The organism is Spirillospora sp. NPDC048824, assembly GCF_043198455.1.
GTDB lineage: Bacteria > Actinomycetota > Actinomycetes > Streptosporangiales > Streptosporangiaceae > Spirillospora.
This window is the reverse complement of record NZ_JBICUS010000009.1, coordinates 284,109-311,091: the sequence shown is the minus strand read 5'-3', so window position 1 is coordinate 311,091 and position 26,983 is coordinate 284,109. Positions and strand designations below refer to the sequence as shown.

Genomic DNA, 26,983 nt, shown 5'->3' with positions numbered 1-26,983 from the left:
GCCTTTCCGCTCGACTTGCATGTGTTAAGCACGCCGCCAGCGTTCGTCCTGAGCCAGGATCAAACTCTCCATTAAGGCCACACGACCAACCAGAACAGAGGACGAACCCCCAACCCGGCCGGCCAAACCCTGGAAAACAATCCCAGCAATAAACCCCTCCAAAAGAAGGGTTCCTTGCCTCAAAGAAATCCCCACCACCCCCAACACGAGGGCGGCCACGGGGCGGCCCAGCCAAATAATGACCGAACCGATAAAGGCACTGGCTTTTAACACGCTGTTGAGTTCTCAAGAAACGGACACCCACCGCGCCGGACCCGCTTCCGCGGGCCCCAGCCTCGGGGCGACTCGTCTTACTTTACCGGATCCGGGCGGACTGTCAATTTCAGCCCTTTTCCGATAACGCCCTTCCACTGCCGCTTGCGCGGCACCTTCCAGGCGGTGAAGCTATTTCATCAGATCCGGCCCGATTGTCAAAACCGACCTTTTCCGACCCATCACAGCTCGCCGGGCACGGCGAAGCCGTGTCGGCTGGTTCGTGATGGTTTCCCCGGTGTCGGCCGGCCGCCGTGCGGGCGTCCTGCATTCGTGTGGGGACGAGGGGTTAACCTACGGGTTCAGGGCGGCCACGTCAACTCGGAGGGCCGTGGGCTCCACATCGAGACGAACGGTCGGTCTAGGCGGGAACCCACCGGGCCTGGTAACCATCTATCTTCTTGGATTACCCAGCCCATATGCACGGAGGTACGACCATGGCTTACCCGCCCGCTCCCCCGCCGCCGAACGCCTACGGCGCCGGCGGCCCGCCCCCCAACCACCTGGTGTGGGCGATCCTCTCGACGATCTTCTGCTGCCTGCCCGCGGGGGTCGTGTCCATCGTCTTCGCCGCGCAGGTCAACTCCAAGTGGCAGTCCGGTGACCAGGCCGGCGCCATGAAGGCGTCCGGCAACGCGAAGACCTGGGCCATCGTGGCCGCGGTCGTCGGTGTCATCGGCGGCATCATCTCCTTCGTCATCCAGTTGTCCCTCGCGAGTTGACGGCTCCCGAGTCATGACGAGTGAGCGCCGGTCCGCCCTGGTTCTGCCGGGCGGGCCACCCACCGGGCGGCGGAGCGGCCACCGCGGCCGTTCCGCGGCCGCGGTGGCGGTCCGGCTGCTCCGGCCGGGCGGTGTCCTGGTCCTCACCGCCGTGGTCGTCTCCTACATCGGCGCGGTCGATCCGAATGAGGAAGGTCACTATCCGACCTGCCCGTTCCTGTCGCTGACCGGCTTGCAGTGCCCGGGCTGCGGCGCGATGCGGACCATCCACGCCCTCGCGCACGGTCGCGTCGATGACGCGCTGGGGCTGAACGTCTTCGCTGTGACGATGGTCCCGGTACTGGCGTTCTTCTGGTTCCGGTGGGCGAGGGCCCTGGTCCAGGACCGCCCCACCCGCACGAAGGCGGCTCACCCGGCGTTCATCTGGGCGTTCTTCGGAGCGGTCCTCCTCTTCTGGCTGGTGCGGAACCTGCCGTTCGGTTCCTTCCTCGCAGCCTGACCCCGGCCGACGGGGACCGAACCAGGCCCCTTTACGCTCTCCCGGGTGAAACGCGGAATCTTCCTGGTGACACTCCCGCACCTTGTGCGCATCCACGTCGTCCCGCCTGTGGGCGGGTACTCGCCCGGAGGTCGCCGGTGAACGGACGTGCCCTGGTTCTCGGCGGTGGCGGTGTCGCGGGCATCGCGTGGCTGACCGGCGTCATCGCCGGGCTCGCCCAGGAGGGGACGGACGTGACCGAGGCCGATCTGCTGGTCGGCACATCGGCCGGCGCAGCGGTGGGCGCGCAGCTCGGGAGCGGCCTGCCGATCGGGGAGCTGCTCGCGCGGCAGGCGGACCCGGCGTTGCAGAACCGCGAGCTGGTTCCGTCCGGCGGCGTGTCCGTCGCCGAGGTCGCGGAGATCTGGATGCGGCTCGCCGAGGAGAACGACGATCCCGCCTTGGTCAGGCGGGCGCTCGGTGCGCGGGCGCTGGCCGCCGGCACCGTCGCGGAGGCCGAGCGGCGGGCGGTGATCGAGGGGCGGCTGCCCAGTCACGAGTGGCCGTCCCGGGCCCTGAAGGTGACGGCGGTGAACGCCCTGACGGGTGATCTGCGGGTCTTCGACCGCGACTCGGGCGTCGGGCTCGTGGACGCGGTCGCGGCGAGCTGCGCCGTCCCGATGATCTGGCCGCCGGTGACGATCGACGCCGTCCGGTACGTGGACGGCGGCGTGCGGTCGGTGAACAACGCCGACCTCGCCGCCGGCCACGAACGTGTGCTGGTCATCGCTCCGATGGGCGACCCGGGGCTGGACGCGGACATCGCCGTGGTGAACGACCGGGGCGGGCGCGTCGAGGTGATCAATCCGGACGGCGCGTCGCTGGAGGCGTTCGGCACCGACCCGCTGTCCCCGTCCACCCGTACACCGGCGGCGGACGCCGGGGTCAAGCAGGGCCTGGCGCTGGCCGCGGGCATCGCCCGGTTCTGGGGCCCGGACGTACCGGACGGCTCGTAGCCGTCACATCGCCGGCAGGCGGAGTCAGGCCGGGTCGGTGTAGGCCGGCGGGCGCTTCTCGAAGTAGGCGCGGACGGCCTCGACCTGGTTGGGGGTGCCGCGCAGTTCGCCGAGCGTCCGTGACTCTTCGAGGTACTGGCCGGCCAGGTCGTCGTCCGACGCGCGGTTGAGCAGGCGTTTCGCGCCGCGGACGGCGTCGGGGCTGTGGCCGGCGATCTCCCGGGCGAGCTCGGTGGCGGCGGCGTGCGGGTCGGCGGCGGTGCGAGTGGCGAGGCCGATGCGGGCGGCCTCCTCGCCGCTGATCATGCGGCCGGTGAAGGTGAGTTCCTTCGCGACGTCCTCACCGATGAGACGGATCAGGGCGGCGGTTCCCGTCATGTCGGGCACCAGGCCCCAGCGGATCTCCAGGACCGACAGTTTCGCGTCGGGGGCGACGATGCGGATGTCGGCGCCGAGCGCGATCTGCAGGCCGCCGCCGAGGGCGTGGCCGTGGACGGCGGCGATGACGGGCTGCGGCATCTCCCGCCAGGTGTGCACGGCCTGCTGGCCGAGGTTGGTGATGCGTCCCGGTTCGCGGGCGGTGATGTCGCGCGCCAGCCGCCGGAACCGGGCGCTGCCCTCGCCGGCGGCGGAGTCACCGGCCATGGCGGCGAAGTTGGCGAAGTCGAGCCCGGCGCAGAACGCGCGGCCCTCGCCGGACAGGACCACGGCCCGGACGGCCGGGTCCGCGCCGACCGTCTCCCCGGCCTCGGCGAGCGCCTCGAACGTGGCGATGTCGAGGGCGTTCAGCTTGTCGGGGCGGTTGAGCCGCACGTCGGCGACTCCGTCGTGGACGTGCACGGTCACGCGGTCGGTCATGCCGGGGTCCTCATCTGTCGGCGATCTTCTCAGGGTGACGATTCCATGCGCCGCCGCAGCCAGTCGAGGGCCGCGTCACCTCGGGTTCTCTGGAAGGCGCGCAGGGCGGGCCCGGGAGCGGCGGTGGGCGCGTCGATGGGCGCCGGAGTGATGGCGGACGCGAGTTCGGCGCATTCGGTGCAGCGTCCATTCACGCATTCTCGCGGGACTGCGGTCAGGTGACGGGAACGATTCTCGCGTCGGCGAGCCGGCCGGCCTGGATGTCGAGGAGGCCGAGGGTGCCGTGGGGCTGGCGGCGCCGGTCGGTGGGCGATCCCGGGTTGAAGATGCGGACTCCGTCGCCGGTCTCGTCCAGCGGGATGTGCGAATGCCCGAAGACGACGAGTTCGGCGCCGGGGAACCAGCGGCGCATCCGTGCGGTCCGGCCGCGGGCCTGGCCGCTGTCGTGGACCATGGCGACCGCGAGGCCGCCGAGGTCGAGTTCGAGGCGTTCGGGGGCGCCCCACGCGGCGACGTCCGGTCCGTCGTTGTTGCCGAGGACGGCGTGGACGGGCGCGTATTCGGCCAGCTCGTCGAGGACGGAGGCGACGCACACGTCGCCGGCGTGCAGGATCACGTCGGCGTCCCGCAGGTGCGCGGCCACCTGCGGCGGGCACGCCTTCCAGCGCCGGGGCGCGTGGGTGTCGGAGATGGCCACCGCTTTCACACCTCCCATCGTCCCGTACACGTCGGTCGGGCCGGAGACGGGCGGGCGGGGTCGGCGCCCGTCCGTTCGCGGCCCGGCTGGAAGCCGTCCGCCCAGGACGCGTGCCGGGGGCGCCAGTCGAGGCGGAGCCGGGCTCGGGAGTTGCGGGCTCCGCGCAGCTCGTTCATGTACGCGACGCCCCAGCCGCCGACGGCGAGCCGGGCGCGGGCGGCGGGGACGCGTCCGGGCGCGGGGGCGTCGAGTGTGCGGGCGAATGCGGGCAGGAACTCGGCCATGGTGACGGGTGTGTCGTCCACGACGTTCAGGACGCCGGTCAGGTCCTTGTCGAGCGCGGCGACGAGGGCTGTCGCGGCGTCGTCGGCGTGGGTGAACGACAGGGTGGAGGTCCCGCCGCCGACCACGGGCAGCTTGCCGGCGCGGACCCGGGCCGTGAACGCCCCGTCCCCGGCGAAGGCGGAGCCCGGCCCGTACAGGTGGCCGAACCGCAGGACCAGTCCCCCGGCCTCGGCGGTCAGCCGTTCGAGTTCGATGAGGGCGGCGAGGACGGGGGTGAACTGCCGGGGCGTCCGGCCGGTCCAGAGGGGGGCGTCCTCGTCGGCCAGGCCGTCCCCCGGCTGGTAGGCGTAGGCGAGGCCCTCCGCGAGGACGCGGGTGACGCCGGCCTGCGCGGCCGCGGCGTACAGGTTGCGGGCGCCTTCGGTGCGGAGCCGGTTGGTGGCCGCGAAGTCGCGGGCCAGGCGCCTCGGGTCGGGCGCGGCGGGGATCGCGGTGAGCAGGTTGACGACCGCGTCCGGCGCGGCGTCCGCGACGGCGCCGGTCAGCGCGTCCCGGTCGAGCGCGTCGGCGGTCACGGTGCGTCCGGCGGTGGCCGGGCGGCGGGTGCGGGACAGGCCGGTCACCTCGTGCCCGACGGCCTCCAGCAGCGGGACGAGCCGGCGCCCGATGACCCCGGTGGACCCGGCGACGAGAACTCGCATGACGACCTCCCCTGATCCGTCCCGGCGGCGTCGCCGGGAAACGACGGTTCGGCATCAGGACGGGTCAGGGGCGCCGGTCGTGACGTACCGGGACGTGATTCAGGCCACATCAACGTCGCGAGGCGAGTGATTTTGCCACGCGGGGATTCGGACACCGGTGGGAAACAACTGTAAGCATGCTGTCATTACCGTGCGCTGAGCTGCGGAGTTACGCACGATTCCCTCGCGTTCGTCCAGAAGGATTCCGGCCGTACGCCCCCGGTCGTTCCGACACGGCGACCCAGCATCGCGGGGGAAGAGGGGGCGGCCGGGCCCCGAGGAGGATGATCACTCCCTTGCACCGGCCCCGGGGCCCGGCCGCCTTTCCCTTTTCTCCGCGGGGTGGCCGGGGCGTTACGGGGTCAGGTAGAGCTTGCGGTCGAAGACGCCGGAGCCGGGGGTGCTCTCACCGCGGGCGATGGCGGCGCCGCTGCCGGTGCCGTTGGACGGGCAGAGGAAACTGCTGCCCGACTGCCGGACGAGCGTGATGTCGTCCGCCGCACCCTGCGCGTCGTCGAGACCGGGAAGTGGCCGGTTCGGGTTGTCGCGGTTGTAGACGTCGAAGGCGAGCCCGGGGGCGTCGCCGGTCTGGAAGCCGTAGTAGCAGGTGACGGTGAAGCCGAGGATCTTGCCTTCGATCTTGAAGTTGAGGCCGGCGTTGATGGTCAGCGTGCCGTCGCGTCCGCCGTCGACCGGGTCGTGGGCGACCTGGCCGCTCTTGTCGGGCACTTCGCTCAGGTCGAGGTCGGTCGCGGGCGAGCTGAGCCCGTTGGAGGTCTCGCAGGCGCCGATCGACGCCGCGGTCAGCTCGCCGGCGCCGGTGGGCACGACGGTGCCCTGCAGCGTCGCACTCTCACACGACCCGGTCACCTCCGAACCCATGAAGTCGACGGAGAAGTTGAGCGGTCCGACCGTGGAGACCTGCCAGTTTCCGGAGTAGGGCGCTCCGGCGGCGGTCTCCTCGCGGACGGTGGTGGTGGCGGCGGACGCGGTGCCCGCCGCCAGGGCCAGCGCGGCGGACGCGGCCACCACCGGAGCGGCGAGTCTGATGGGAGCTTTCACGGGGTCTCCTCCTCGGGAGAGGCCTTTGTGCTTCCGTGTGCGGCAGGCCCGCACACGGCCCCCTTTTTCGCGCGGTGAGCGGGGAGACATGACCGCGCGGAATACAACCTGTTTGTACCCGAGTGATCCGGAGAAACAAAGACCCGATCAGAAATTGATTCACGTCTTATAATATTTCGCCAAAGTGGCGGAGGAAATCACTAAACCGAACGTGAACTCACTCTGTGAAATCGACCGAACGCACTAGGAGAAAAGCCCAGGAAATGGCGGGCCCTCGCGGCCGGTCAGGTGATGGCGGACCTGTTCGCGAGGAAGCCGGCCACCTGCGGGGCGACGCGGTCGGCCCAGGCCCCGATGATGTCCTCGGCGTCGGCGAGCTGCGATTCGAGCAGCGCCAGGCCGGGGGTCGGGACGTTCGCGCCCAGTTCGACGAGGAGCGGCCGCAGATGCGTCTCCACGGCGAGGTGGTGCCTGGGGTCGCCCATCACCATGAGGGGGAGGGCGGCCGCGGACGCCAGCGAGCCTGCGCCGAAACGGTCGAGGAACACCTTCAGCAGGCCGGTGTAGGTGGCCTTGTAGGTCGGGCTCGCGACGATGAGGACGTCCGCGCCGCCGACGGTGTCCAGGGCGTGCTGCACGCCGGGCGGCGGGACGGCGCTCAGCAGGTCGGGCGCCAGCACCGACAGGTCGACGGTCGCGGCGTCGGTGGTGACCCCGATCCGCTCGTCGACCGCCTCGGCGGCCTGGAGCGCCGCCCCGAGGGTGCGCGACTTCGGCCGCGGGTTGCCCGCCAGCACGACGGTGCTCATGCGCCCGATCCCCCGGTCGTCGGCAGGCCCGCGGCCCGCCACGCCCGGAACCCGCCGACGACGTCGGTGGCGCGGGTGAGGCCGAGGTCGTGCAGGGACGCGGCGGCGAGGCTGGAGGTGTAGCCCTCCGAGCAGAGCACGATGACGCGCAGGTCGTGGCCGGTCGCCACGGGGAGGCGGGCGGCGGACACCGGGTCGAGGCGCCATTCGAGGACGTTGCGTTCCACGATCAGCGCGCCGGGCACCTCGCCCTCGTCCGCGCGCTGGGCCGCGGGCCGGATGTCGACCAGCAGCGCGCCGTCCCGCGTCTCGGCGTGGGCCTGACCGGGGTCAAGGCGTTCCAGCCGGACGCGCGCGTCGGCGAGGATCTCATCGATCGTACGAGCCATGGCATCCAGCATGGCAGACGTCATCGCGCCGCGAGCTGCGCCTCGGCGGAGGCGAGGATCTCCTGGATCCGCAGGCCGTGCGCGGCGTCGAGGGTGCCGCCGGGCTCGCCGGGCTCGCCACGCACCGCACCGGCGAACTCCGTGACCATGGTCGCGAACGCGTCGTCGCCGAGTTCGGACCAGTCGAGCCGGGCGTGTCCCTCCCGCCCGTACACCTCGACGTGGGCGGGCGGCAGCTCCCCCGTCCCCGCCATCGAGACCGAGGCCTGGCTGACCGCGCCGCCCTCGTGCTCCAGCGTCAGGCCCAGCCAGCCGAGGGGGTCGCCGTGCGCGCGGACGCCGGCGACCCGGCCGAGCGAGGCGTCCAGCAGGTCGACGATGTGGGGGCCGAGGTCGAGCAGCGCGCCCTTCTCCAGCCGCCACGGAGTGGCGAACGGCCCGCCGCTCAGCACCGAGGAGACGAACGAGCCGTAGCCGCCGAACGGGTCGAGGTCGCGGACCCGGCCGAGGAAGGCTCGGGCGGCGCGCGAGTAGCGCAGGGTGAAGACCATCTGGGAGACGACGCCCGCCTCGGCGATGGCGCCGGCCACCCGGCGGGCGCCGTCGAGGTCCATGGCGAGGGGCTTTTCCAGCAGGACGGCCTTGCCCGCGCGGGCGGCCCGCGCGGCGAGGTCGGCCTGGACGTCCGGCGGGACGGAGAACGCCACGGCCTCGCAGGCGTCGAACAGGTCCTCGATCCGCTCGAACGAGGGCGCGCCGTGCCTGCCGGCCAGTTCGGCGGACGCCTCCGGCCGCCGGGCCCACACCCCGGCGAGCCGGGTGGACGGCCCCGCCGCCAGCGTCGGTGCGTGCACCATCCCGGCCCAGGGGCCCGCCCCGACCAGCCCCACCGCAACAGAATCGCTCATGGGGCAAACCTAGACGATCTACCCGTCGGTCAGTTCACGGAAGAAGTCCCTGATGTCGGCAGGCCGGGCTGCTCCAGGGCGGCGAAGTGGCCGCCGCGCGGTCGAACTCCGTCCACCGGACGATCTCGTCGGGCCGGGCCGCGGCCGGCGTCAGCAGCCGCCGTGCGTGATCATCCAGTCGTCGAGGAACACCTGGACGTGGTGGTCGTAGAGACCGCCGTCGGTCAGGTAGCCGCGCGCGGACGCGTAGTCCAGGCCGCAGGTCGCCCGCCCCGCCTCGATCGCCCAGCCGTCCGGGGCCGTGATGCCGTCGGCGGCGATCAGCGCCAGGAAGTTCGCGTCGGCGGAGCCGTGGTCGGGCTGCGCCGGGGCCGGGTTCCGGGGTTCGGTGACGGTGACGGTGGGCCGCGTCTCGGGCGGCGCCCGCCTCTGCTCCGGTTCCTGAGCGGGCGGCGCCGACGTCCGGGTCTCGCCGACCCGTCCGGCGTCGCGCGTCTCCCCCGGGTTCAGCTCCATGAACGCGACCGCGCCGGCGATCGCCAGGACCGCGGCGATCAGCGCGGCGGCCGCGACGATGATGATCTGCCTCATGTCGTCCCCCCGATGGGCGGCTGCGAGGGAGAGCCGGGCAAGGTCTCGCCCATCCCTCGCCGCTGGGCGGGGCCAACGACACCAGTATGCGCGTGGCCGCGCCATCACCGGCAGGGACGAAAGTCCCGGACATTACGGGATACTTTGGGGCAAACCGGGTGCACTCAGCCGAGTTGGACGCCGAAGAACAGGGCGGCCAGGGCACCCACCGCGCCGAGTGCCCCCCAGACGGCCAGGCCCGCCTTGGAACCGGCGCGGGTGTGCAGGAACGCCGCCACTCCCGACAGGAGGACGAAGACGAGCTTCACCTCCAGCGTGCGCTGCGCCGCGTCGCCCATGTCGCCCGCGGTGATGTTCCAGACACCGGTGAGGACCAGGACGGCGAACGCGGGCCAGGCGACCATGTTGTACCGGCGGGCGGCGACCTTGGTGACGCCCTCGAAGCCGCGCAGCGCCGGGACGAGCGCGCCGAGCGTGATCTGCCCGCCGACCCAGATCGTCGCGGCGAGCACGTGAAGGAAGAGCCGCACATCGGCGGTGGTGACCTCGAGCACGGAGTGCCTCCCTGGACGGACCGGACGTTGATCGGGATCGGTTCACCGGGACGCTACCGCCTGCCCCGGCCGGATCGCGCACCACCCCGCGGGTTGCCCGGAAAGGGACCTTGGTCCCTAACGCTTCCGCCCGCCGGTGCCCCAGGCTGGACGAATGAAGCTCGACCAGAGCGGCCTCGAGATCCTCGACGAGGACGAGTGCCGTGACCTACTAGCCCGGGCCGCGATCGGGCGGATCGTCTTCACCCATCAGGCGCTTCCGGCCATCCAGCCGGTCAACTTCGCGTTCAGCGACGGCGACATCGTGATCAGGACGTCGCGCAAGTCGAGGCTGGCCACCGCCGCCACCGACACCGTCGTCGCGTTCGAGATCGACGAGTTCGACACCGGTGCGAGGACGGGCTGGTCGGTGGTCGCCGTCGGGCGCGCCCGGCACGTCGCCGATCCCGCCGCCGTCGCCGGGCTGGAGGCCCTGCCGCTGCACACGTGGGCACCGGGCGAACGCGACCACTTCATCCGCATCCGCCCCGAGCTCATCACCGGCCGCCGGGTCGGCGGCGCCGCCGGTAGTGACGCCGCCGGTGCCGGCTAGCCCGGTTCGCCGGTCAGGACCTCCTCGACGGGACGGCGGACGCTGGACCGCCCCTCGCCTTCCACGGCCCCGAGCCGCAGCAGCAGTTGCGGGTCGGCGTCGGCGTCGGCGCAGAACTGGGTGCGGATGAACGCCCGCAGGTCCGGAATCTGGAGCGCCTGGGTGTGATAGGCGGCCGACAGGCCGTGCTCGGCGGCGCGCAGCAGGACGCGCTGGAGCGCCTGGCCGGACTTCAGCCAGTGGGCGGGCGTGTCGCCGCCGGAGACCAGCAGCACGACGAGCCCGCTCCGCGCCGTCCCGTCGTCGGGGTCGGGCTCGGTGCCCCAGCCCTGGCCGCGCGCGAAGTCGCGGGCGGGGAAGTACGGCGCGGTCTGCGGGGTCCGCTGCGGGTAGGCGCCCTCCTGGACGCCGTCCCTGCGGGACGTCCCGGGCGCGGGCGCCCACCGGGCGATCTCGGTGGCGTAGGCGGGCGAACGGCGCTGGATGTGCTCGGCGGCGTCGGTCAGGGCGGCCAGCGCGCCCTTGACGTTGGCGTCGACCGCCTGGACGAGCCTGGCCCCCTCCCGCTCGGCGGCGTGCCGCAGCAGGCTCTGCACCCCGGCGGGGACGGGATCGGGCAGGAACCCGCCCCGGTGGCTGTGCCGCCGCCGGATCTGCGCGTGCTCCAGCTCGACGGCGGCGTCCGCGGGCTCCCCGGGCCGCAGGTCGACGTCGGCGAGCAGGTGCGGCCGGTCCGGGTCGGGCAGCAGGTGGACCACCGGGTCGTACCCCAGCATGCGCAGCGACAGCCGCAGCGTGTAGAGCGCGGCGCCGCAGCTGATCAGCATCTCCCGGCCCATCGGATCGGCGACGCCCAGCCGGCGGTCGGGGTCGGCGCGCAAGGTGATCCGGGCGCCGCGCACCCCGAACCGCCACGGCTGGGTGTTGTGCACGGAGGGCGCCCAGATCGCGTCCTCGACGGCGCGCCGGACGTCGGCCGCGACACGCTCGGATTCCATCGGTGTGGTTCGCATGATCACTCCTTCCCGGTCTGCGCTTCCAGCCTTCCCCGGGCGAACCGCCCGGAACAGGGCCGAAAGTCCGCTTCCGGGCAGGACCATTCGGCTACAGGGTTCAGCCGATCCGCTCCCAGCCGCGGCGCGGCCGGTGCATGCCCAGCTGCTCGTCGCGGCTGCGGTACACGATGTAGGGGCGGGTCAGGTAACCGAGCGGTGCGGTGAGCATGTGCACGAGCCGCGTGAACGGCCAGATGCCGAACAGCACCAGCGCACTCAGCGCGTGCAGCTGGAACAGGATCGGCACGCCGGTCATCAGGTCCGGGTCCGGCCGCAGGTAGAAGACCGACCGGAACCACGGCGACACCGTCTCCCGGTAGTTGTAGCCGCCGCCGACGATGTTGGCGGCCACGGTCGCGGCCAGCCCGAGCAGGATGGTCAGCGCCAGCACCGCGTACATCATCTTGTCGTTGCGGGTCGTCGCGGCGAACACGGGGCCGACGGTCCGGCGCCGGTAGATGAGGATCGCAAGGCCCGCCAGGGTGCAGAACCCGGCGATGGTTCCGAGGACGACGGCGACGATGTGGTACATGTGCTCGGTGACGCCGACGGCCTCCGTCCAGCCGTCGGGAATCACCAGCCCGCCGACGTGGCCGAGCGCCACGACGAGGATCCCGAAATGGAACAGCGGGCTCCCGATGCGCAGCAGCCGCCGCTCGTACAGCTGCGACGAACGGGTCGTCCAGCCGAACTTGTCGTAGCGGTACCGCCAGATGTGCCCCAGGACGAACACCGCGATGGTGACGTACGGCAGGGCCACCCACAGCAGGATGCCGGCGACGCCCGGTTCGCCGCCGTTCTCCGCGGCGAGGACGGGCAGCTGACTGGTCATGAACGGGCCTCCAGGACCGGATCGGGCAGGAAGACGGGACCGGAGGCTGTCGCGTCGCTTCCGTAGGGCGCGAGGCCGACCTCCTCCTCGGGCGGCCCCTCGGCGACGAGGCGGGCGACGGCGTCCTCGGTGCGGCCGGTCAGCGGCGGCAGCGTCGCCGAGACCGCGTCCAGGATCGCCAGCCACGGCGACCCGGCCTCGGTGAGCGCGAGACGCAGCAGCTCCAGGCCGGCGCGGTGCTCCAGCAGCAGCCGCCGCCCCTCCCGGAAGTCTCCCGTCGCGGCGAACTCCAGCACCACGGCCAGATGGTCGGGCAGTTCCCCGTCCTCCAGGACGAGCCCGGCCGCCTCGTACGCCTGCTTGAACCGCAGCAGGGCCATGCCCCGCTTGCGGGTGTCGCCGTAGGCGTAGTAGCTCAGGTAGAGGCAGCAGCGCCTGCGGTGGTCGAACGTGGCGACGTAGTCGGCCTCCAGGTCCGGCAGCGGTGTCGCGTCCAGATGGTCGAGGAAGCCGGCGAGCGGCGCCCCGGCGGACTCGGGCAGCCCCTCGGCGGCCCGGCGCAGCAGCGGGCGCCGCTCCAGCAGCTCGGCGTCGGGGTAGCCGAGCAGCAGCGACGCGACCTGCCAGGCCGTGGCCGCCTCGGTCTCGCTGAGCCCCGGCCTGCGCCCCGGTTTGAGACCGGCCGGTTTGAGCTTGGCTGAGTTGAGTCTCACGGCTTGGGCTCCGTTTCGGCGTCGCCGGAGTCGGCGGGCGGGTTGGTGCCGTCCGGCCCCGGTCCCTCCGCCCCGTCCTTGGACTTGGGGAACAGCCCTGCCGGGGCGCCCTTGCCGTCCCAGTTGAGCAGGTTGACGCGCTGGCTCTTGTTCTCCGGGTCGACGGGGTTGTCGGCGGTCTGGCGCTGCTGGAGCATCTGGAAGTTCTCCACGGCGACCGGGTTGGGGCCGCCGGACCCCTCACCGAACGGGCCCGAGCCGCCGCCCATGCCGGAGCCGCCCATGCCGGGTCCGCCCTCGTAGTTCAGGCTGCAGTCGGTGGCGAGCTCCTCCAGGCCGTGCGCCTGCTCGGCGTGCGCCGTCGGGATCACGTACCGCTCGTCGTACTTGGCGAGCGCCAGCAGCCGGTACATGTCGTACATGTCCTCGCCGGTCATCCCGACGCTCTCGGGGATGGAGTCGTCGGCGTCGCGGCCCAGATTGAGGTCGCGCATGTAGGACCGCATCGCGGCCAGCCGGCGCAGGACGGCGTCGACCGGGGCGGTGTCCCCGGCGGTGAACAGCTCCGCCAGGTACTCGACGGGGATGCGCAGCGCGTCGATCGCCGCGAACAGGTTCCCGGGGTCCTCGGCGTCGTGGCCGGTGTCGCGGACGACGTCCACGACCGGCGACAGCGGCGGGATGTACCAGACCATCGGCATCGTCCGGTACTCCGGGTGCAGCGGCAGCGCCACCTTGTAGGTGTTGATCAGCGCGTGGATCGGGGACCGCTGCGCGGCCTCGATCCAGTCGGTGGGGATGCCGTCCCGCTCGGCCGCCGCGATGACCTGCGGGTCGTTCGGGTCGAGGAACACGCTGCGCTGCGCCTCGTACAGGTCGGTGTCCTCGGGCGTCGACGCGGCCTCCAGCACCTTGTCGGCGTCGTAGAGGACCAGGCCGATGTAGCGGAGCCGCCCCACGCACGTCTCCGCGCACACGGTGGGGAGGCCGACCTCGATGCGCGGGAAGCAGAACGTGCACTTCTCGGCCTTGCCGGTCCGGTGGTTGAAGTACATCTTCTTGTACGGGCAGCCCGACACGCACATCCGCCAGCCGCGGCATTTGTCCTGGTCGACGAGGACGATGCCGTCCTCGGTCCGCTTGTAGATCGCGCCGGACGGGCAGGACGCGGCGCAGCTCGGGTTGAGGCAGTGCTCGCAGATCCGCGGCAGGTAGAACATGAAGGTCTGGTCGAACTCCATCTTCACCTTGTCGGAGATGTCCTTGAGCAGGACGTCCTTGTCTCCGTGCTCGATCGACCCGCCGAGGTCGTCGTCCCAGTTCGCCGACCACGTGATCTGCATGTCCTTGCCGGACAGCAGCGACTTCGGCCGCGCCACCGGGGTGTGCTCCTGGAGCGGGGCGTTGGTCAGGTTCTCGTAGTCGTAGGTCCAGGGCTCGTAGTAGTCGCTGATGCCGGGCAGCTTCGGGTTCGCGAAGATCGTCAGCAGCTTGCGGAACCGGCCGCCGCCCTTGAGCGTGAGGCGGCCGGCCCGGTTGAGCGTCCAGCCGCCCTTCCAGCGCTCCTGGTCCTCGTACTGGCGGGGGTAGCCCTGCCCGGGACGGGTCTCGACGTTGTTGAACCACACGTACTCGACACCGCTGCGGTTGGTCCACGCCTGCTTGCAGGTGACCGAGCAGGTGTGGCAGCCGATGCACTTGTCGAGGTTCATCACCATCGACATCTGGGCCATGACGCGCACCTAGTAGGTCACCTCCTGGGAACGGCGGCGGATCACGGTGACCTCGTCGCGCTGGTTGCCGGTCGGGCCGAGATAGTTGAACGCGAACGACAGTTGCGCGTACCCGCCGATGAGATGGCTCGGCTTGATCAGCAGCCGGGTCAGGGAGTTGTGGATGCCGCCGCGGCGGCCGGACGTCTCCGAGCGCGGGACGTCGATCAGCCGGTCCTGCGCGTGGTACATGTACACCGTGCCCTCCGGCATCCGGTGGGACACGATCGCGCGGGCGACGACGACGCCGTTGCGGTTGACGGCCTCGATCCAGTCGTTGTCGCGGACGCCGATCTTCTCCGCGTCCACGCCGCTCATCCAGATCACCGGGCCGCCGCGCGACAGCGACAGCATGAACAGGTTGTCCTGGTACTCGGAGTGGATCGACCACTTGTTGTGCGGAGTGAGGTACCGGACGGCCAGCCCCAGCTCGCCCGTCTCCCCCACCTGCGGCTCGCCGAACAGCGCGGTCATGTTGAGCGGCGGCCGGAACGTCGGCATCTGCTCGCCGATCTCCTCCATCCAGTCGTGGTCGAGGTAGAAGTGCTGCCGGCCGGTGAGCGTGTGCCACGGCTTGAGGCGCTCGACGTTGATGGTGAACGGGGAGTAGCGGCGCCCGCCGCTCTCCGACCCCGACCACTCCGGTGAGGTGATGACCGGGACGGGACGGGCCTGGGTGTCGGCGAACGTGATCTGCTTGCCCTCGTGCTCGGCGGCGAGGTCGGCGAGCCGGGTGCCGGTGCGTTTCTCCACGGCCCGGAAACCCTGCGTGGCCAGATGCCCGTTCGTCGTGCCGGACAGCGCGAGGATCGTCTCGCAGGCCTCCACGTCGCGTTTCAGCGAAGGCCGGCCGTCCGCCGGGCCGCCCCGCACGACGCCGTTCTTCTGCCGCAGGTACTCGACCTCGCGTCCGAAGTCGAACGTGACGCCCTTGGTGGTCCCGCCGAGCCGCTCTGCGAGCGGGCCGAGCGCCATCATCTTCGCGGCGACCGCGGCGTAGTCGCGCTCCACCGTCACGAGCTTCGGCAGCGTCACGCCGGGCACCGGCTCGCACTCGCCCTTCGCCCAGTCGGCGACGCGCCCGTGCGGCGTGGCCATCTCGTCCGGGGTGTCGTGCAGCAGCGGCACCGCGACGAGGTCCTTGCGGACGCCCAGGTGCCGCCCGGCGAGCCGGCTGAACGCGACCGCGATGTCCTGGAACGCCCGCCAGTCGCTGCGGGTCTGCCACGGCGGCGAGATCGCCGGGTTGAACGAGTGCACGAACGGGTGCATGTCGGTGGTGTTGAGGTCGTGCTTCTCGTACCAGGTCGCCGCCGGCAGGACGACGTCGGAATAGATCGTGGTGCTGGTCATCCGGAAGTCCAGCGACAGCAGCATGTCGAGCTTGCCGGCCGGGGCCTCGTCGTGCCAGACGACCTCCTTGGGACGGTCCTCCGGTGCGGTCTCGGCCGCGCGGACGGCGTTGTCGGTGCCGAGCAGGTGCTTGAGGAAGTACTCGTTGCCCTTGGCGGACGAGCCGAGCAGGTTGGCCCGCCAGACCGTCAGGACGCGGGGGAAGTTCTCCGGGGCGTCGGGGTCCTGGCAGGCGAACTTCAGCCGTCCCGCCTTCAGCTCGTCGACGACGTGGTCGCCGGCCTGCTTGCCGGCCGCCTCCGCCTCGTCGGCCAGGTCCAGGGGGTTGCGGTCGAACGTGGGGTAGGACGGCATCCAGCCCAGCCGCGCCGCCTGCGCGATGGTGTCGGCGGTGGTCCGCCCGGCCAGCTGCCCGCCGCCCGTCGCCGCGGACAGGGTGTCGGCGCCGAACTGGTCGTAGCGGAACTGGTCGGTGTGCAGGTACCAGTACGCGGTGCCGATCATCTGGCGCGGCGGCCGCCCCCAGTCGAGCGCGCCCGCGAGCTGCGCCCACCCGGTGATCGGGCGGACCTTCTCCTGCCCGACGTAGTGCGCCCAGCCGCCGCCGTTCACGCCCTGGCAGCCGGTCAGCGTCGTCAGCGCGAGGAAGGCCCGGTAGATCGTGTCGGAGTGGAACCAGTGGTTGGTGCCCGCCCCCATGATGATCATCGAGCGGCCGCGGGACTCCTCGGCGTTCGCGGCGAACTCGCGTCCGATGCGCTCGGCGGCCTGCGCCGGAACGCCCGTGATGCCCTCCTGCCACGCCGGGGTGCACGGCTCCGACGCGTCGTCGTACCCGGACGGCCACGAGCCGGGCAGCCCGTCGCGTCCCACCCCGTACTGGGCGAGCAGCAGGTCGAAGACGGTCGTGACCAGGTGGCCGCCCACGTTCCGGACGGGTACGCCCCGCCGCAGCGTCCCCGGCGAGCCGTCGGGGGCGTCGAAGCGGGCCAGCTCGACCTCCACGGCCTCGCCGCCCTCGCCGCCGTCGAGGGACAGCATCGGGTCGGCGTCGCCGAGGTCGAGGTTCCACTTGCCCTCGCCCGACTCGCCGTACCGGAAGCCGAGCGACCCGTTCGGGACGAGCGGATGCCCGGTGTTCGCGTCCAGGATCACGGTCTTGAACGCGGCGTTCTCGGAGCCGGCCTCGGCGCCCGGCAGGTCGGCCGCGGTGAGGAACTTGGACGGCACGTACCCGTCGCCGCGCTTCTCCACGCGCACCAGGAACGGCAGGTCGCTGTAGCGCTTGACGTAGTCGGTGAAGTACGGGACCTGCCGGTCGACGAAGAACTCCTTGAGGACGACGTGCCCCATCGCCATCGCGAGGGCGCCGTCCGTGCCGGGCTGAGCGGCGAGCCACTCGTCGGCGAACTTGACGTTGTCGGCGTAGTCCGGGGAGACCGCCACGACCTTCTGGCCCCGGTAGCGGGCCTCGGTCATCCAGTGCGCGTCGGGGGTGCGCGTCACCGGCACGTTGGATCCCCACATGATCAGGTATCCGGCGTCCCACCAGTCCCCCGACTCGGGGACGTCGGTCTGGTCGCCGAACACCTGCGGGGACGCGACGGGCAGGTCGGCGTACCAGTCGTAGAACGACAGCATCGTCCCGCCGATCAGCGACATGAACCGCGAACCGGACGCGTGCGACACCATCGACATCGCGGGGATCGGGGAGAACCCGGCGATGCGGTCCGGCCCGTGCTCGGCGATCGTGTGCACGTGGGCGGCGGCGACCATCTCCGTCGCCTCGTCCCACGTCGCCCGCACCAGCCCGCCGCGGCCGCGCGCCGCCTTGTACGTGCGGGCCTTCTCCGGGTCGGAGACGATCTCCCGCCACGCCTCCACGGGGTCGCCCGTCCGGGCCTTGGCCTCCCGGTACATCTCCAGCAGGACGCCGCGGACGTACGGGTACCGAACCCGGGTGGGCGAGTAGGTGTACCAGGAGAACGAGGCGCCGCGCGGGCAGCCGCGCGGCTCGTACTCCGGCCGGTCCGGGCCCACCGACGGGTAGTCGGTCTGCTGCGCCTCCCAGGTGATGATGCCGTCCTTGACATACACCTTCCACGAGCAGGACCCGGTGCAGTTCACCCCGTGCGTGGAACGCACCACCTTGTCGTGCGACCAGCGGTCCCGGTAGAAGGCGTCGGCCTCCCGCCCGCCCGCCTTGGTCATCGTGCGCAGGTCGGGCGATACGCGGGCGCGGGTGAAGAACCTGCGGGTCCCCACCAGCGCCTCTTCCAGCGGCCCGTCCAAGCCTGGCCGCCCCTTGGTCGAACTCACGCTCGAATCCCTTTCTTCCACATCATTGGGGACAAACCACTGCGAGGCGCATCATTCCGTCCACCTCCGACGGAAGGTGCCATTTCAGGTGTCCTGGCGCGTCGCCACCTCGCGCCGGACGACCGTCGCGGTGAACAGCCCGGCCGACGCCGCCACGATCGCGAGCAGCAGCAGGCCGATCCGGTAGGACCCGAGGCTGCCCCAGAGGGCCCCCATCACCAGCGGCGGAACGAATCCTCCCAGACCGCCCGCGGCGCCGACCACCCCGGTGACCGCACCGACCTTGTTCGCCGGGGCGAGCTGCCCGACCAGCGCGAACGTCGCACCGGTACCGGCGCCGAGAGCGGCGGCCATGGACAGGAAGGCGATCGTGCCGAGCGGCATCAGCGCCGGAGCGAACGACTGGAGCACCGCGCCCGCCGCGGTCAGGCCCAGGGAGCCGATCATCACCGTGACCGCGCCGACCCGGTCCGACAGCCAGCCGCCGAGGGGGCGCATCAGCACCGCCAGCACCACGAACCCGCCCATCCGGGCCGCCGCGTCCGCCTGTGATAGCCCGTACTCCGCCTTCAGGTACGTGGGCAGGTACACCGAGAACGCCACGTATCCGCCGAACACCACCGCGTACAGCGCCGCCATCTGCCATGTGACGCCGAGCCGTGCCGTCGCCGCCAGCCGCTTGGCCAGCGACCCCGCCGGCGCCGTGCGCCCCGGCGCCTCCCGCAGGACGAACCACGCCACCACCGCGTACACCGCGAGCAGCGCGGCCGTCAGCAGGAACGGGGTCGCGGCGCCGCCCGCGTCCGCGAGTTGCACGGTGGTCAGCGCGCTGATGGCGGTGCCGCCCATCCCGGCGCCGAAGATCCCGAGCGCCAGCCCGCGCCGCTCGGGGGGGAACCACCCGTTGACGTACGGGATCCCGACGGCGAACACGGTGCCGCCGATGCCGAGGAAGAACCCGCCCACGAGGAGCGACGACAGTGCCGACTGCCCGGCCAGCCCCAGATACAGGACGGGGACGATCGTGATGAGGGACAGCACCGGGAACATCACCCGGCCGCCGAACCTGTCGGTCAGCGCCCCCACCGGGATCCGCCCCAGCGATCCCACCACCACGGGCACGGCCACGAGCAGCGACTGCTGGAACGACGTCAGCGCCAGCTCTTCGAGGAAACGGGGGGCGAGGGGGCTGAGCAGCGCCCACGCCCAGAAGTTCACCGCGAACCCGAGGGTGGCCACCGCCAGCATGACCATCGGCCGGCCGCCGTCTCCGCCGCGTCCCGGCCCGGCCGGACCTCGCCCGGCGTCCCGGCGCGTCTCCGTCACGTCACGCACCACTTCCGTCATAGCAGCCCAATTTCCGTTGCATCTTCCCCGAGGCCGACCACGTAACCATGATCGGCTTCCGTCGGTTATCACCCTGGCCGACGCTCACATCCCCAGATAGGGACCTTCGTCCCGGAAAACGGAAGGAGGTTTCGATGCCCGGCCCCCACCCGCCGGATGAGCTCCGCGGAACGACATGCGGGCACGGCCGCCGCATGGCTCGCGCGGCCATGACCTACCGTTATCACCGTCCATCATGAGGCGATCGCGGGGTCCCGGCGGCACGGCCCCAGGAGACGGAGGCGGCGGCTTGAGCGGTCATCGCGAACTGGTGGGGGCGCTGCGGCGGGCCGGGGTGAGCGGGGTCGACGATTCGGCGCTCGCGCGGTCGATGTACTCGTCGGACGCCTCGCTGTACCGGGTGCCGCCGCAGGTCGTGGTGACGCCGCGGGAGGCGGGCGAGCTGCCGGCGGTGCTCGGGGTGTGCCGGGAGTTCGGGGTGCCGCTGACGATGCGCGGCGGCGGGACGTCCATCGCGGGCAACGCGGTCGGGGCCGGTGTGGTGGCGGACGTGAGCCGGCACCTGAACCGGGTGCTGGAGATCGACCCGGACGCGGGGACGGCGCTGGTCGAGCCGGGGATCGTGCAGGCGCGGCTGCATCAGGTGGCGGCGCGGCACGGGCTGCGGTTCGGGCCCGATCCGTCCACGCGGACGCGGGCCACGCTCGGCGGCATGATCGGCAACAACGCCTGCGGGTCGCGGGCGCTCGGATACGGGCGGACGAGCGACAACGTGCTCGGCCTGGACGTCGTCACCGGTTCCGGCGAGCGGCTGAGGCTCGGGGACGTGCCCGGCGGCGGTGGAGGGTCCGCGCTGCTCGAGCGGCTGCGGGGGCTGGTCGGCGACGACCTCGCCCTGGTCCGGACGGAGTTCGGGCGGTTCGGCCGGCAGGTCTCCGGCTACTCCCTTGAGCATCTGCTTCCGGAGAAGGGCTTCGACGTCGCGCGGGCCCTGGTCGGCAGCGAGGGGACGCTCGCGCTGACGCTGGCGGCGCGGGTCCGGATGGTGCGCGAGCCCGAACGCCGGCTGCTGGCCGTCCTCGGGTTCGGGTCGATGGCGGAGGCCGCCGACGCCGTCCCGGCGATCCTGCCGCACGGGCCGGTGGCGTGCGAGGGGCTCGATTCGCGGATCACCGGCGTCGTGCGGGAGCGGCGGGGAGCCGACGCCGTGCCGCCGCTGCCGCGCGGGTCGGGGTGGCTGCTCGTGGAACTCGCCGGGGCCGAGGCGAGGGCGTTGCGGAGTGCGGCTCAGAAGGTCGCCGGCGAGTCCGGGTGCGTCGATTCGATGCTGGTCGAGGACATGGCGCTCGCCGACGCGCTGTGGCGGATCCGCGAGGACGGGTCGGGACTCGTGGCGCGGACGCCCGAGGGCGAGCAGGCCCATGCCGGGTGGGAGGACGCCGCGGTGCCGCCGGAGCGGCTGGGCGTGTACCTGCGCGAGTTCGAGGCGCTGCTGGGCGAGTACGGGCTCTTCGGCGTCCCGTACGGGCATTTCGGGGACGGCTGCATCCACGTCCGCATCGACTTCCCGTTCGGGCGCACCGATGGGCGGGCGGTCTTCCGCGATTTCCTGGGCGAGGCGGCGGCGCTGGCGGCCCGGCACGGCGGCACCATGTCCGGGGAGCACGGCGACGGGCGGGCCCGCAGTGAGCTGCTGCCGCACATGTACTCGGCCGAGGCGCTGGCGCTGTGCTCGGCCGTCAAGGACGTCTTCGATCCCGATGACGTGCTCAATCCGGGCATCATCGTCCGTCCGGCGCCCGTGGACGCCGATCTGCGCGCGGTGCAGGCCGTCCCGCTGACGCGCGGCCTGGGGCTCGCCCACCGCGACGACCGCGGCGACCTGTCGCGGGCCGTCCACCGGTGCACGGGGGTGGGCAAGTGCCGCGCCGACAACACCGCGTCGGGCGGCGTCATGTGCCCGTCGTATCTGGCGACCAGGGAGGAGAAGGACTCCACGCGCGGGCGGTCCCGGGTGCTGCAGGAGGTCGTCAGCGGGAAGCTCGGCCCGGACGGCTGGAAGTCCGACGCCCTGCACGATGTGCTCGACCTGTGTCTTTCCTGCAAGGGGTGCGCGTCCGACTGCCCGACCGGCATCGACATGGCGTCCTACAAGGCGGAGGCGCTGCACCGCAGGTACCGGCGGAGGGTCCGGCCGCGCGCCCACTATGCGCTGGGGTGGCTGCCCCGCTGGACGCGGCTGCTCGGCCGCGCCCCCGCGATGATCAAGGTCGCGAGCGCCGGGATGCGGGCGCCGCTGCTCAGGCCGCTGGTCGCCTGGAGCGCGGGCATCGACCGGCGGCGCACGCTGCCCGCCTTCGCCCCCGTGACGTTCCGGCGCTGGTTCGCGTCGCGTCCGAGCGCCGTGCCCCATCGCGAAGAGCAGGGACGCCACGGTGACGTCGTCCTGTTCGTGGACAGCTTCACCGACGCGTTCTCACCGGACGTCGGCAAGGCCACGGTGAAGGTGCTGGAGCACGCCGGATACCGGGTCACCGTCACCGAACGTCCCGTGTGCTGCGGGATCACGTGGATCTCGACCGGGCAGCTGGACGGCGCCCGCGCGCAGGTCCGCCGCACCGTGCACGCGCTGCTCCCCCACGTCCGGCGCGGCGCGAAGGTCGTCGGGATGGAGCCGTCCTGCACGGGTGTGCTCAGGTCCGACGCGGAGGAGCTGCTGAGGGGCGTGGACGCCGCCGCGGCGCGCGAGGTGGCGGCCGCGACGCGCACCCTCGCCGAGCTGCTCGCCGAGACCGGCGACTGGACGCCGCCCGACTTGTCGGAAGTCACCGGGATCGCGCAGCCGCACTGCCACCACCACGCCGTCATGGGCTGGACGAAGGACGCCGCGCTGCTCGAGCGGGCGGGCGCCGACGTCGGCAGGCTCGGGAACTGCTGCGGGCTCGCGGGCAACTTCGGCGTCGAGAAGGGCCATCACGACGTGTCCGTCGCCGTCGCCGAGTACCAGCTGCTCCCGGCGGTGCGGAGGACCGGGGAGGACGAGGTCGTCCTCGCCGACGGCTTCAGCTGCCGCACCCAGCTCCGCGAGCTGGCCGGACGCGACGGCGAGCACCTCGCGCAACTGCTGGCCCGCCACCTGCCCTAGCCGCCGCGCTGCCGCTGGCCGAGGGTGCGGGACAGGGTGAGGGCGGCGGTGTGGACGGCGGGGGCGACCGCGGCCAGGCGCATCCGGCTCGACCACCCCGACACCGACAGGGCGCCGAGGACCAGGCCGTCGGGGCCGAGGACGGGGCTGGCCGCGCAGACGATGCCGTGGCCGGACTCCTCCCGGTCGTAGGCGACGCCCTCGCGGTGGATCGTCTCCAGTTCCCTCACCAGCAGCCCCGGCGCGACGACGCTGCGTTCGCTGGTCTTGACCAGACCCGCGTCCAGGACGGCCTTCACCACCTCCGGCGGCGAGAACGCCAGGATCGCCTTGCCGACGCCGGTGACGTGCGCGGGCAGGCGGCCGCCCACCTGGGACGGCAGCCGGGGCCCGCCGGACGAGCCGAGGATCTCCACGTAGACGACCTCTCCGCCCTCCAGTACCGCGAGGTGGACGGTCTGCCGGGTCGCCTCCCGCAGGTCCGACATGTAGGGGACGGCCGCGTCCCGCAGGACCCGCTGGCGCGGCACCCGCTGCCCGATCTCGAACAGCTTCAGGCCGAGCCGGACCCGCGTGCCCTGCCGTTCCAGCAGGCCGGCCTCGACGAGGTCGGCGGCGATGCGGTGCGCCGTCGACCGGGGCAGGCCGCTGCGGCGGGCGAGCTCGGCTGCGCCGAGGCCGTCGTCGTCCGCACGGAAGGCGGTCAGCACCGCGACGGCGCGGCGCAGGAAGGTGTCGTCGGACGACATGGCCCCAATGTAGAAGAGCCGTCCCACCACGCGGGACGGCGGCGTTGCCCGCAGGGCCCCCGGCGGGGGAGGCTCGGGCCTGCGCAGGCGACGACCTGCGCGGACGGTGAAAGGACAGCCATGGACCCGGGCTCGGTGGAGAAGGGCGCGGCGGCGCTGCTCGACGCGTACGCGACCGGCACCCCCATCCCGCCGCTGACGGCGAACCATCCGGACATGTCGGTCTCCGACGCGTACGCGGTCCAGCTCGCGCAGGTGCAGGCGTGGACGGGTGCGGGCGCTCGGATCAAGGGCCACAAGGTCGGGCTGACCTCGGCGGCGATGCAGCGGCAGATGGGGGTGAACCAGCCGGACTTCGGCGTGCTGCTGGACTCGATGTTCTTCCAGGACAGCGCACCCATCGACACCGGCCGGTTCCTGCAGCCCCGGATCGAGCCGGAGATCGCGTTCGTGCTGGGCCGTCCGCTGGCCGGTCCCGGCGCGACGGCGGCCGACGCGGTCGGCGCCGTCGAGTACGTGCTGCCGGCGCTGGAGGTCATCGACTCCCGGATCGCCGACTGGAAGATCACGCTCCCGGACACCATCGCCGACAACGCCTCCAGCGGCGGTGTCGTGCTCGGCACCCGCCCCGTCCGGCTGGACGGCCTGGACCTGTCGCTGATGGGCTGCCTGCTGCGCCGCGACGGCGATCTGATCGACACCGGCGCGGGCGGCGCGGTGCTGGGCTCGCCGATCAACGCGCTGGTCTGGCTGGCCAACGTCCTCGGCGAACGCGGCGTGACGCTGGAGGCGGGCCATGTGGTGCTGCCCGGCTCCATCACCGCCGCGGTGCCGGTCGCATCCGGTGAGACCCTCACCGCCACGTTCGCCGGGATCGGTTCCGTTACTGCCCGGTTCGGAAAGGAGGCATCGCAATGAGCGAAGCGACCCGGGGGGCGCGGGGGGTCGTCCCCCCGCAAGGAGCAGGCATGGGCAAGCTGAGCGCCGCGATCGTCGGTCCCGGCAACATCGGCACCGACCTGCTGGTCAAGCTGATGCGCAGTGAGCTGATCGACGTCCACTCGGTGGTGGGGGTGATCCCGGGGTCGGACGGCCTGGAGCGCGCCCGCAAGCTGGGCGTCCCGGCGTCGGCGGAGGGCGTGGACTGGCTGCTGTCGCAGCCGACCCTCCCGGACATCGTGTTCGAGGCGACGTCCGCGAAGGCGCATCTGGCCAACGCCCCGCGCTACGAGGAGGCGGGGATCACCGCGGTCGACCTGACGCCCGCGGCGACGGGGCCGCTGGTGTGCCCGCCGGTGAACCTGGAGACGCTGTCGGACGCCCCGAACCTCAACATGATCACATGCGGCGGGCAGGCGACGATCCCGATCGTGCACGCCGTCTCGTCGGTGGTGCCGGTGCCGTACGCGGAGATCGTCGCGTCGATCGCGTCGCGCTCGGCGGGGCCCGGCACCCGCGCCAACATCGATGAGTTCACCGTGACCACGGCCGACGCGATCGAGCGGGTCGGCGGCGCCGGCCGCGGCAAGGCGATCATCATCCTGAACCCGGTGGACCCGCCGATGATCATGCGGGACACGGTGTTCTGCGCGATCCCGGCGGACGCCGACACCAAGGCGATCACCGCGTCGGTCGAGAAGATGGTCTCCGAGGTCGCCGCCTACGTGCCCGGCTACACGCTGCGCGCCGAGCCGCAGTTCGACGAGCCCCGCGAGATCTGGAACGGGATGGCCCGCGTCGCGGTCTTCCTGGAGGTCCGCGGCAACGGCGACCATCTGCCGCCCTGGGCCGGCAACCTCGACATCATGACCGCGGCCGCCGCCCGCGTCGGTGAGCAGCTCGCGCGCAGGAAGGCCACCTCATGAGCGACAAGCAGAAGATCAGGATCACCGACTCGACGCTTCGGGACGGCAGCCACGCGATGGCGCACCGCTTCACCGAGGAGCAGGTCCGCGGGGTCGTGCACGCCCTCGACGGCGCCGGGGTGGAGGTCATCGAGGTCACGCACGGCGACGGCCTCGGCGGCTCGTCGTTCAACTACGGCTTCTCGCTGGAGGACGACGTCAAGCTCGTCGCCGCCGCCGTGGACGAGGCGACCCGCGCCAGGATCGCCGTGCTGATGCTGCCGGGCGTCGGCACGGTCGAGGACCTGAAGCTGGCGCACGACGCCGGGGCGGCCGTCGCCCGGATCGCGACGCACTGCACCGAGGCGGACGTGTCGCTCCAGCACTTCGCCGCCGCCCGCGACCTCGGCATGGAGACCGTCGGGTTCCTGATGATGGCGCACCGGGTCGAGCCGGAGGAACTGGCGAAGCAGGCCCGGATCATGGTGGACGGCGGCGCGCAGTGCGTCTACGTCGTCGACTCCGCGGGCGCCCTCGTCCTCGGCGAGGCGCAGGAGCGGATCAGCGCGCTCGTCAAGGAGATCGGGGAAGAGGCGCAGGTCGGGTTCCACGGCCACCAGAACCTGTCGCTGGGCGTCGCGAACTCGGTGCTGGCGCAGCAGAACGGCGCCCTCCAGATCGACGGGGCGCTGTGCGCGCTGGGCGCGGGGGCGGGCAACTCCCCCACCGAGGTGCTCGTCCCGACGTTCGAGCGGCTCGGCGTCCCGACCGGCGTGGACGTGCAGGGCGTGATGGCCGCCGCCGACGACGTGGTGAAGCCGTTCCTGCACCGGCTGCCGTTCGCGGACCGGGGCGCGATCACGCAGGGGTACGCGGGCGTGTACTCCAGCTTCCTGCTGCACGCCGAGCGCGCCGCCGAACGCTACGGCGTCCCGGCGCACGAGATCCTGCAGAAGGTCGGCGAGGCCGGCTACGTCGGCGGCCAGGAAGACATGATCATCGACGTGGCGTTGCAGCTCGCCGCCGAACGCGAGCGCGCCTCGTAGCCGGCGCCGGACGGGAGCCAGCTCGGGTGCGGGGGCTCCCGTCCGGCCCTCACAGGCGCCGGTCGTGGAGTTCGCGGATGGCGTCCTGGACGGTGGGGCGGGTCTCCAGGACGGCACGCCCCGGGAATCCCGCGCAGGCGCCGGGGTAGTGCGCGCTGATGATCTTTGCACGATGCAACCGTTGGGATAGCTTGGCGGGATGACCCACGAGGACCATCGCGCGTCGACTCCTCGCGGGCGGGCGCGCCGGGAACAGCTCGTGCGGATCGGCCTCGATCTGCTCGCCGAGGGCGGCTGGGCGGCGATCACGGCCCGGGCCGTCGCGGACCGCGCCCGCACCCGTCCGGGCCTGCTCCACCACTACTTCAACGGGCTTCCGGGGCTGCACGTCGCCGTCGCGCAGCGGGCCAGCGAAATGATCATCGATCCGGTGGTGGACGCGCTGCTGGCGGCACCGGACACCCCGGCCGCGGTGCGGGCGCTGCGTGACCTCGTCCCGGACATGGTGGCGGGCGAACGCAACCTCAGGCTGGCCGCCGAACTGCTCGTCAGGGCCCTGCGCGACCCGCGGATGGGGGCCGAGCGCCGGGACTGGTCGCGCGCCCTGCGCGGCCGGATCGCCGAGCGGCTCGCGCAGCTGTGCCCGGACTGGCCGGCGGAACGCCGCGAGGGCACCGCCATGCTGCTCACCGCCGTCCTGGACGGACTGCTGCTCCAGCTGATCCTCGATCCCGACCTGCCGACCGACCCGGCGCTGGACGCGACCGCCGCGCTGGTCGCGAAACCATGATCGTT

General features: G+C 72.3%; 26 protein-coding genes and 1 rRNA gene. 9 read left to right on the top strand and 18 right to left on the bottom strand.

Annotated features, from left to right (window positions below; translation table 11 throughout):
• Positions 1–75, bottom strand: a 16S ribosomal RNA gene (locus ACGFIS_RS20635); the annotation flags it as partial.
• A 674-nt stretch (positions 76–749) separates the two neighbouring features.
• On the opposite strand from ACGFIS_RS20635, the gene ACGFIS_RS20630 reads away from it, so the two are divergent.
• The 3 genes from ACGFIS_RS20630 (at position 750) to ACGFIS_RS20620 (ending at position 2,528) form a co-directional block, all read left to right on the top strand.
• The gene (locus tag ACGFIS_RS20630) at positions 750–1,034 is read left to right on the top strand and encodes a CD225/dispanin family protein (RefSeq protein ID WP_392907630.1); all 285 of its coding nucleotides are present in this window, start codon (positions 750–752) and stop codon (positions 1,032–1,034) included.
• Between the two features lie 13 nt (positions 1,035–1,047).
• Entirely contained in the window at positions 1,048–1,533 is a 486-nt protein-coding gene (locus tag ACGFIS_RS20625; protein ID WP_392907632.1) for a DUF2752 domain-containing protein, read from the top strand.
• A 137-nt stretch (positions 1,534–1,670) separates the two neighbouring features.
• Positions 1,671–2,528, top strand: a complete 858-nt coding sequence (locus tag ACGFIS_RS20620) for a patatin-like phospholipase family protein (RefSeq protein ID WP_392907634.1) — start codon at positions 1,671–1,673, stop codon at positions 2,526–2,528.
• A gap of 24 nt (positions 2,529–2,552) precedes the next feature.
• Here the strand turns inward: ACGFIS_RS20620 and ACGFIS_RS20615 are convergent, their stop codons facing one another.
• From ACGFIS_RS20615 to ACGFIS_RS20575, 9 genes are all read right to left on the bottom strand, one after another.
• Positions 2,553–3,386 carry a crotonase/enoyl-CoA hydratase family protein gene (locus tag ACGFIS_RS20615; protein ID WP_392907636.1) on the bottom strand — a complete coding sequence of 278 codons (834 nt, stop codon included), beginning with the start codon at positions 3,384–3,386 and terminating at the stop codon, positions 2,553–2,555.
• Between the two features lie 214 nt (positions 3,387–3,600).
• Entirely contained in the window at positions 3,601–4,083 is a 483-nt protein-coding gene (locus tag ACGFIS_RS20610; protein WP_392972139.1) for a metallophosphoesterase family protein, read from the bottom strand.
• A 5-nt stretch (positions 4,084–4,088) separates the two neighbouring features.
• The gene (locus ACGFIS_RS20605) at positions 4,089–5,069 is read right to left on the bottom strand and encodes an NAD-dependent epimerase/dehydratase family protein (protein WP_392972137.1); all 981 of its coding nucleotides are present in this window, start codon (positions 5,067–5,069) and stop codon (positions 4,089–4,091) included.
• Between the two features lie 393 nt (positions 5,070–5,462).
• Positions 5,463–6,170: a hypothetical protein gene (locus ACGFIS_RS20600; RefSeq protein WP_392972135.1), complete on the bottom strand. Its 708-nt coding sequence runs from the start codon at positions 6,168–6,170 to the stop codon at positions 5,463–5,465.
• 284 nt (positions 6,171–6,454) lie between these two features.
• On the bottom strand, positions 6,455–6,979 hold the full coding sequence (locus tag ACGFIS_RS20595; protein WP_392907647.1) for an NADPH-dependent FMN reductase: 525 nt from the start codon (positions 6,977–6,979) through the stop codon (positions 6,455–6,457).
• A complete protein-coding gene (locus tag ACGFIS_RS20590) occupies positions 6,976–7,368 on the bottom strand; it encodes a rhodanese-like domain-containing protein (RefSeq protein ID WP_392907649.1) in 393 nt (130 codons plus the stop codon). The genes ACGFIS_RS20595 and ACGFIS_RS20590 overlap by 4 nt, the downstream gene beginning before the upstream one ends.
• A 20-nt stretch (positions 7,369–7,388) precedes the next feature.
• A complete protein-coding gene (locus ACGFIS_RS20585) occupies positions 7,389–8,276 on the bottom strand; it encodes a Gfo/Idh/MocA family protein (protein WP_392972133.1) in 888 nt (295 codons plus the stop codon).
• A 150-nt stretch (positions 8,277–8,426) separates the two neighbouring features.
• Positions 8,427–8,867, bottom strand: coding sequence for a DUF732 domain-containing protein (locus tag ACGFIS_RS20580; protein ID WP_392907653.1), 441 nt, complete (start codon positions 8,865–8,867; stop codon positions 8,427–8,429).
• Between the two features lie 164 nt (positions 8,868–9,031).
• A complete protein-coding gene (locus ACGFIS_RS20575) occupies positions 9,032–9,421 on the bottom strand; it encodes a hypothetical protein (RefSeq protein ID WP_392907655.1) in 390 nt (129 codons plus the stop codon).
• Between the two features lie 154 nt (positions 9,422–9,575).
• Here ACGFIS_RS20575 and ACGFIS_RS20570 point away from each other — a divergent pair, with 154 nt between their 5' ends.
• Complete coding sequence (locus ACGFIS_RS20570; protein ID WP_392907657.1) at positions 9,576–10,013, top strand: pyridoxamine 5'-phosphate oxidase family protein; 438 nt, start codon at positions 9,576–9,578, stop codon at positions 10,011–10,013.
• Here ACGFIS_RS20570 and ACGFIS_RS20565 read toward each other — a convergent pair.
• From ACGFIS_RS20565 to ACGFIS_RS20540, 6 genes are all read right to left on the bottom strand, one after another.
• Positions 10,010–11,026 (bottom strand): Acg family FMN-binding oxidoreductase, encoded by a 1,017-nt coding sequence (locus tag ACGFIS_RS20565; RefSeq protein WP_392972131.1) that lies wholly within the window; start codon positions 11,024–11,026, stop codon positions 10,010–10,012. The genes ACGFIS_RS20570 and ACGFIS_RS20565 overlap by 4 nt on opposite strands.
• A 100-nt stretch (positions 11,027–11,126) precedes the next feature.
• Positions 11,127–11,900: a respiratory nitrate reductase subunit gamma gene (gene narI, locus ACGFIS_RS20560; protein ID WP_392907662.1), complete on the bottom strand. Its 774-nt coding sequence runs from the start codon at positions 11,898–11,900 to the stop codon at positions 11,127–11,129.
• Complete coding sequence (gene narJ / locus ACGFIS_RS20555; RefSeq protein ID WP_392907664.1) at positions 11,897–12,613, bottom strand: nitrate reductase molybdenum cofactor assembly chaperone; 717 nt, start codon at positions 12,611–12,613, stop codon at positions 11,897–11,899. Before narJ ends, narI begins: the two co-directional genes overlap by 4 nt.
• Positions 12,610–14,346 carry a nitrate reductase subunit beta gene (gene narH, locus ACGFIS_RS20550; RefSeq protein WP_392908262.1) on the bottom strand — a complete coding sequence of 579 codons (1,737 nt, stop codon included), beginning with the start codon at positions 14,344–14,346 and terminating at the stop codon, positions 12,610–12,612. Before narH ends, narJ begins: the two co-directional genes overlap by 4 nt.
• 9 nt (positions 14,347–14,355) lie before the next feature.
• Positions 14,356–18,057, bottom strand: coding sequence for a nitrate reductase subunit alpha (locus tag ACGFIS_RS20545; RefSeq protein WP_392907667.1), 3,702 nt, complete (start codon positions 18,055–18,057; stop codon positions 14,356–14,358).
• Between the two features lie 84 nt (positions 18,058–18,141).
• Entirely contained in the window at positions 18,142–19,383 is a 1,242-nt protein-coding gene (locus ACGFIS_RS20540; RefSeq protein ID WP_392972129.1) for an MFS transporter, read from the bottom strand.
• Positions 19,384–19,693: 310 nt separating this feature from the next.
• On the opposite strand from ACGFIS_RS20540, the gene ACGFIS_RS20535 reads away from it, so the two are divergent.
• On the top strand, positions 19,694–22,549 hold the full coding sequence (locus ACGFIS_RS20535) for an FAD-binding and (Fe-S)-binding domain-containing protein (RefSeq protein ID WP_392972127.1): 2,856 nt from the start codon (positions 19,694–19,696) through the stop codon (positions 22,547–22,549).
• On the opposite strand, the gene ACGFIS_RS20530 is transcribed toward ACGFIS_RS20535, so the two are convergent.
• On the bottom strand, positions 22,546–23,298 hold the full coding sequence (locus tag ACGFIS_RS20530; protein ID WP_392907675.1) for an IclR family transcriptional regulator: 753 nt from the start codon (positions 23,296–23,298) through the stop codon (positions 22,546–22,548). The two genes, ACGFIS_RS20535 and ACGFIS_RS20530, sit on opposite strands and share 4 nt — an antisense overlap.
• Before the next feature lie 120 nt (positions 23,299–23,418).
• On the opposite strand from ACGFIS_RS20530, the gene ACGFIS_RS20525 reads away from it, so the two are divergent.
• The 3 genes from ACGFIS_RS20525 to dmpG are packed head-to-tail and all read left to right on the top strand — an operon-like array spanning position 23,419 to position 26,188.
• Entirely contained in the window at positions 23,419–24,216 is a 798-nt protein-coding gene (locus ACGFIS_RS20525) for a 2-keto-4-pentenoate hydratase (protein ID WP_392907678.1), read from the top strand.
• Positions 24,217–24,266: 50 nt separating this feature from the next.
• Positions 24,267–25,163 (top strand): acetaldehyde dehydrogenase (acetylating), encoded by an 897-nt coding sequence (locus ACGFIS_RS20520; RefSeq protein WP_392907681.1) that lies wholly within the window; start codon positions 24,267–24,269, stop codon positions 25,161–25,163.
• Complete coding sequence (gene dmpG, locus ACGFIS_RS20515) at positions 25,160–26,188, top strand: 4-hydroxy-2-oxovalerate aldolase (RefSeq protein WP_392907683.1); 1,029 nt, start codon at positions 25,160–25,162, stop codon at positions 26,186–26,188. Before ACGFIS_RS20520 ends, dmpG begins: the two co-directional genes overlap by 4 nt.
• 49 nt (positions 26,189–26,237) lie before the next feature.
• Here dmpG and ACGFIS_RS20510 read toward each other — a convergent pair whose 3' ends face one another.
• Entirely contained in the window at positions 26,238–26,366 is a 129-nt protein-coding gene (locus ACGFIS_RS20510) for a hypothetical protein (protein WP_392907686.1), read from the bottom strand.
• A 21-nt stretch (positions 26,367–26,387) separates the two neighbouring features.
• Between ACGFIS_RS20510 and ACGFIS_RS20505 the strand changes: the two genes are divergently transcribed.
• Positions 26,388–26,978 carry a TetR/AcrR family transcriptional regulator gene (locus tag ACGFIS_RS20505; RefSeq protein ID WP_392907688.1) on the top strand — a complete coding sequence of 197 codons (591 nt, stop codon included), beginning with the start codon at positions 26,388–26,390 and terminating at the stop codon, positions 26,976–26,978.
• The last annotated feature ends 5 nt before the right edge of the window (positions 26,979–26,983 follow it).

Bases quoted from the DNA above. Each gene is read 5' to 3' on its own strand.
- narI (WP_392907662.1), bottom strand. From the start codon at position 11,900: ATGACCAGTCAGCTGCCCGTCCTCGCCGCGGAGAACGGCGGCGAACCG.
- ACGFIS_RS20565 (WP_392972131.1), bottom strand. From the start codon at position 11,026: ATGCGAACCACACCGATGGAATCCGAGCGTGTCGCGGCCGACGTCCGG.
- ACGFIS_RS20585 (WP_392972133.1), bottom strand. From the start codon at position 8,276: ATGAGCGATTCTGTTGCGGTGGGGCTGGTCGGGGCGGGCCCCTGGGCC.
- ACGFIS_RS20590 (WP_392907649.1), bottom strand. From the start codon at position 7,368: ATGGCTCGTACGATCGATGAGATCCTCGCCGACGCGCGCGTCCGGCTG.
- ACGFIS_RS20630 (WP_392907630.1), top strand. From the start codon at position 750: ATGGCTTACCCGCCCGCTCCCCCGCCGCCGAACGCCTACGGCGCCGGC.
- ACGFIS_RS20625 (WP_392907632.1), top strand. From the start codon at position 1,048: ATGACGAGTGAGCGCCGGTCCGCCCTGGTTCTGCCGGGCGGGCCACCC.
- ACGFIS_RS20525 (WP_392907678.1), top strand. From the start codon at position 23,419: ATGGACCCGGGCTCGGTGGAGAAGGGCGCGGCGGCGCTGCTCGACGCG.
- narH (WP_392908262.1), bottom strand. From the start codon at position 14,346: ATGGCCCAGATGTCGATGGTGATGAACCTCGACAAGTGCATCGGCTGC.
- ACGFIS_RS20505 (WP_392907688.1), top strand. From the start codon at position 26,388: ATGACCCACGAGGACCATCGCGCGTCGACTCCTCGCGGGCGGGCGCGC.
- ACGFIS_RS20605 (WP_392972137.1), bottom strand. From the start codon at position 5,069: ATGCGAGTTCTCGTCGCCGGGTCCACCGGGGTCATCGGGCGCCGGCTC.
- dmpG (WP_392907683.1), top strand. From the start codon at position 25,160: ATGAGCGACAAGCAGAAGATCAGGATCACCGACTCGACGCTTCGGGAC.
- ACGFIS_RS20595 (WP_392907647.1), bottom strand. From the start codon at position 6,979: ATGAGCACCGTCGTGCTGGCGGGCAACCCGCGGCCGAAGTCGCGCACC.
- ACGFIS_RS20580 (WP_392907653.1), bottom strand. From the start codon at position 8,867: ATGAGGCAGATCATCATCGTCGCGGCCGCCGCGCTGATCGCCGCGGTC.
- ACGFIS_RS20570 (WP_392907657.1), top strand. From the start codon at position 9,576: ATGAAGCTCGACCAGAGCGGCCTCGAGATCCTCGACGAGGACGAGTGC.
- ACGFIS_RS20615 (WP_392907636.1), bottom strand. From the start codon at position 3,386: ATGACCGACCGCGTGACCGTGCACGTCCACGACGGAGTCGCCGACGTG.
- ACGFIS_RS20520 (WP_392907681.1), top strand. From the start codon at position 24,267: ATGGGCAAGCTGAGCGCCGCGATCGTCGGTCCCGGCAACATCGGCACC.
- ACGFIS_RS20530 (WP_392907675.1), bottom strand. From the start codon at position 23,298: ATGTCGTCCGACGACACCTTCCTGCGCCGCGCCGTCGCGGTGCTGACC.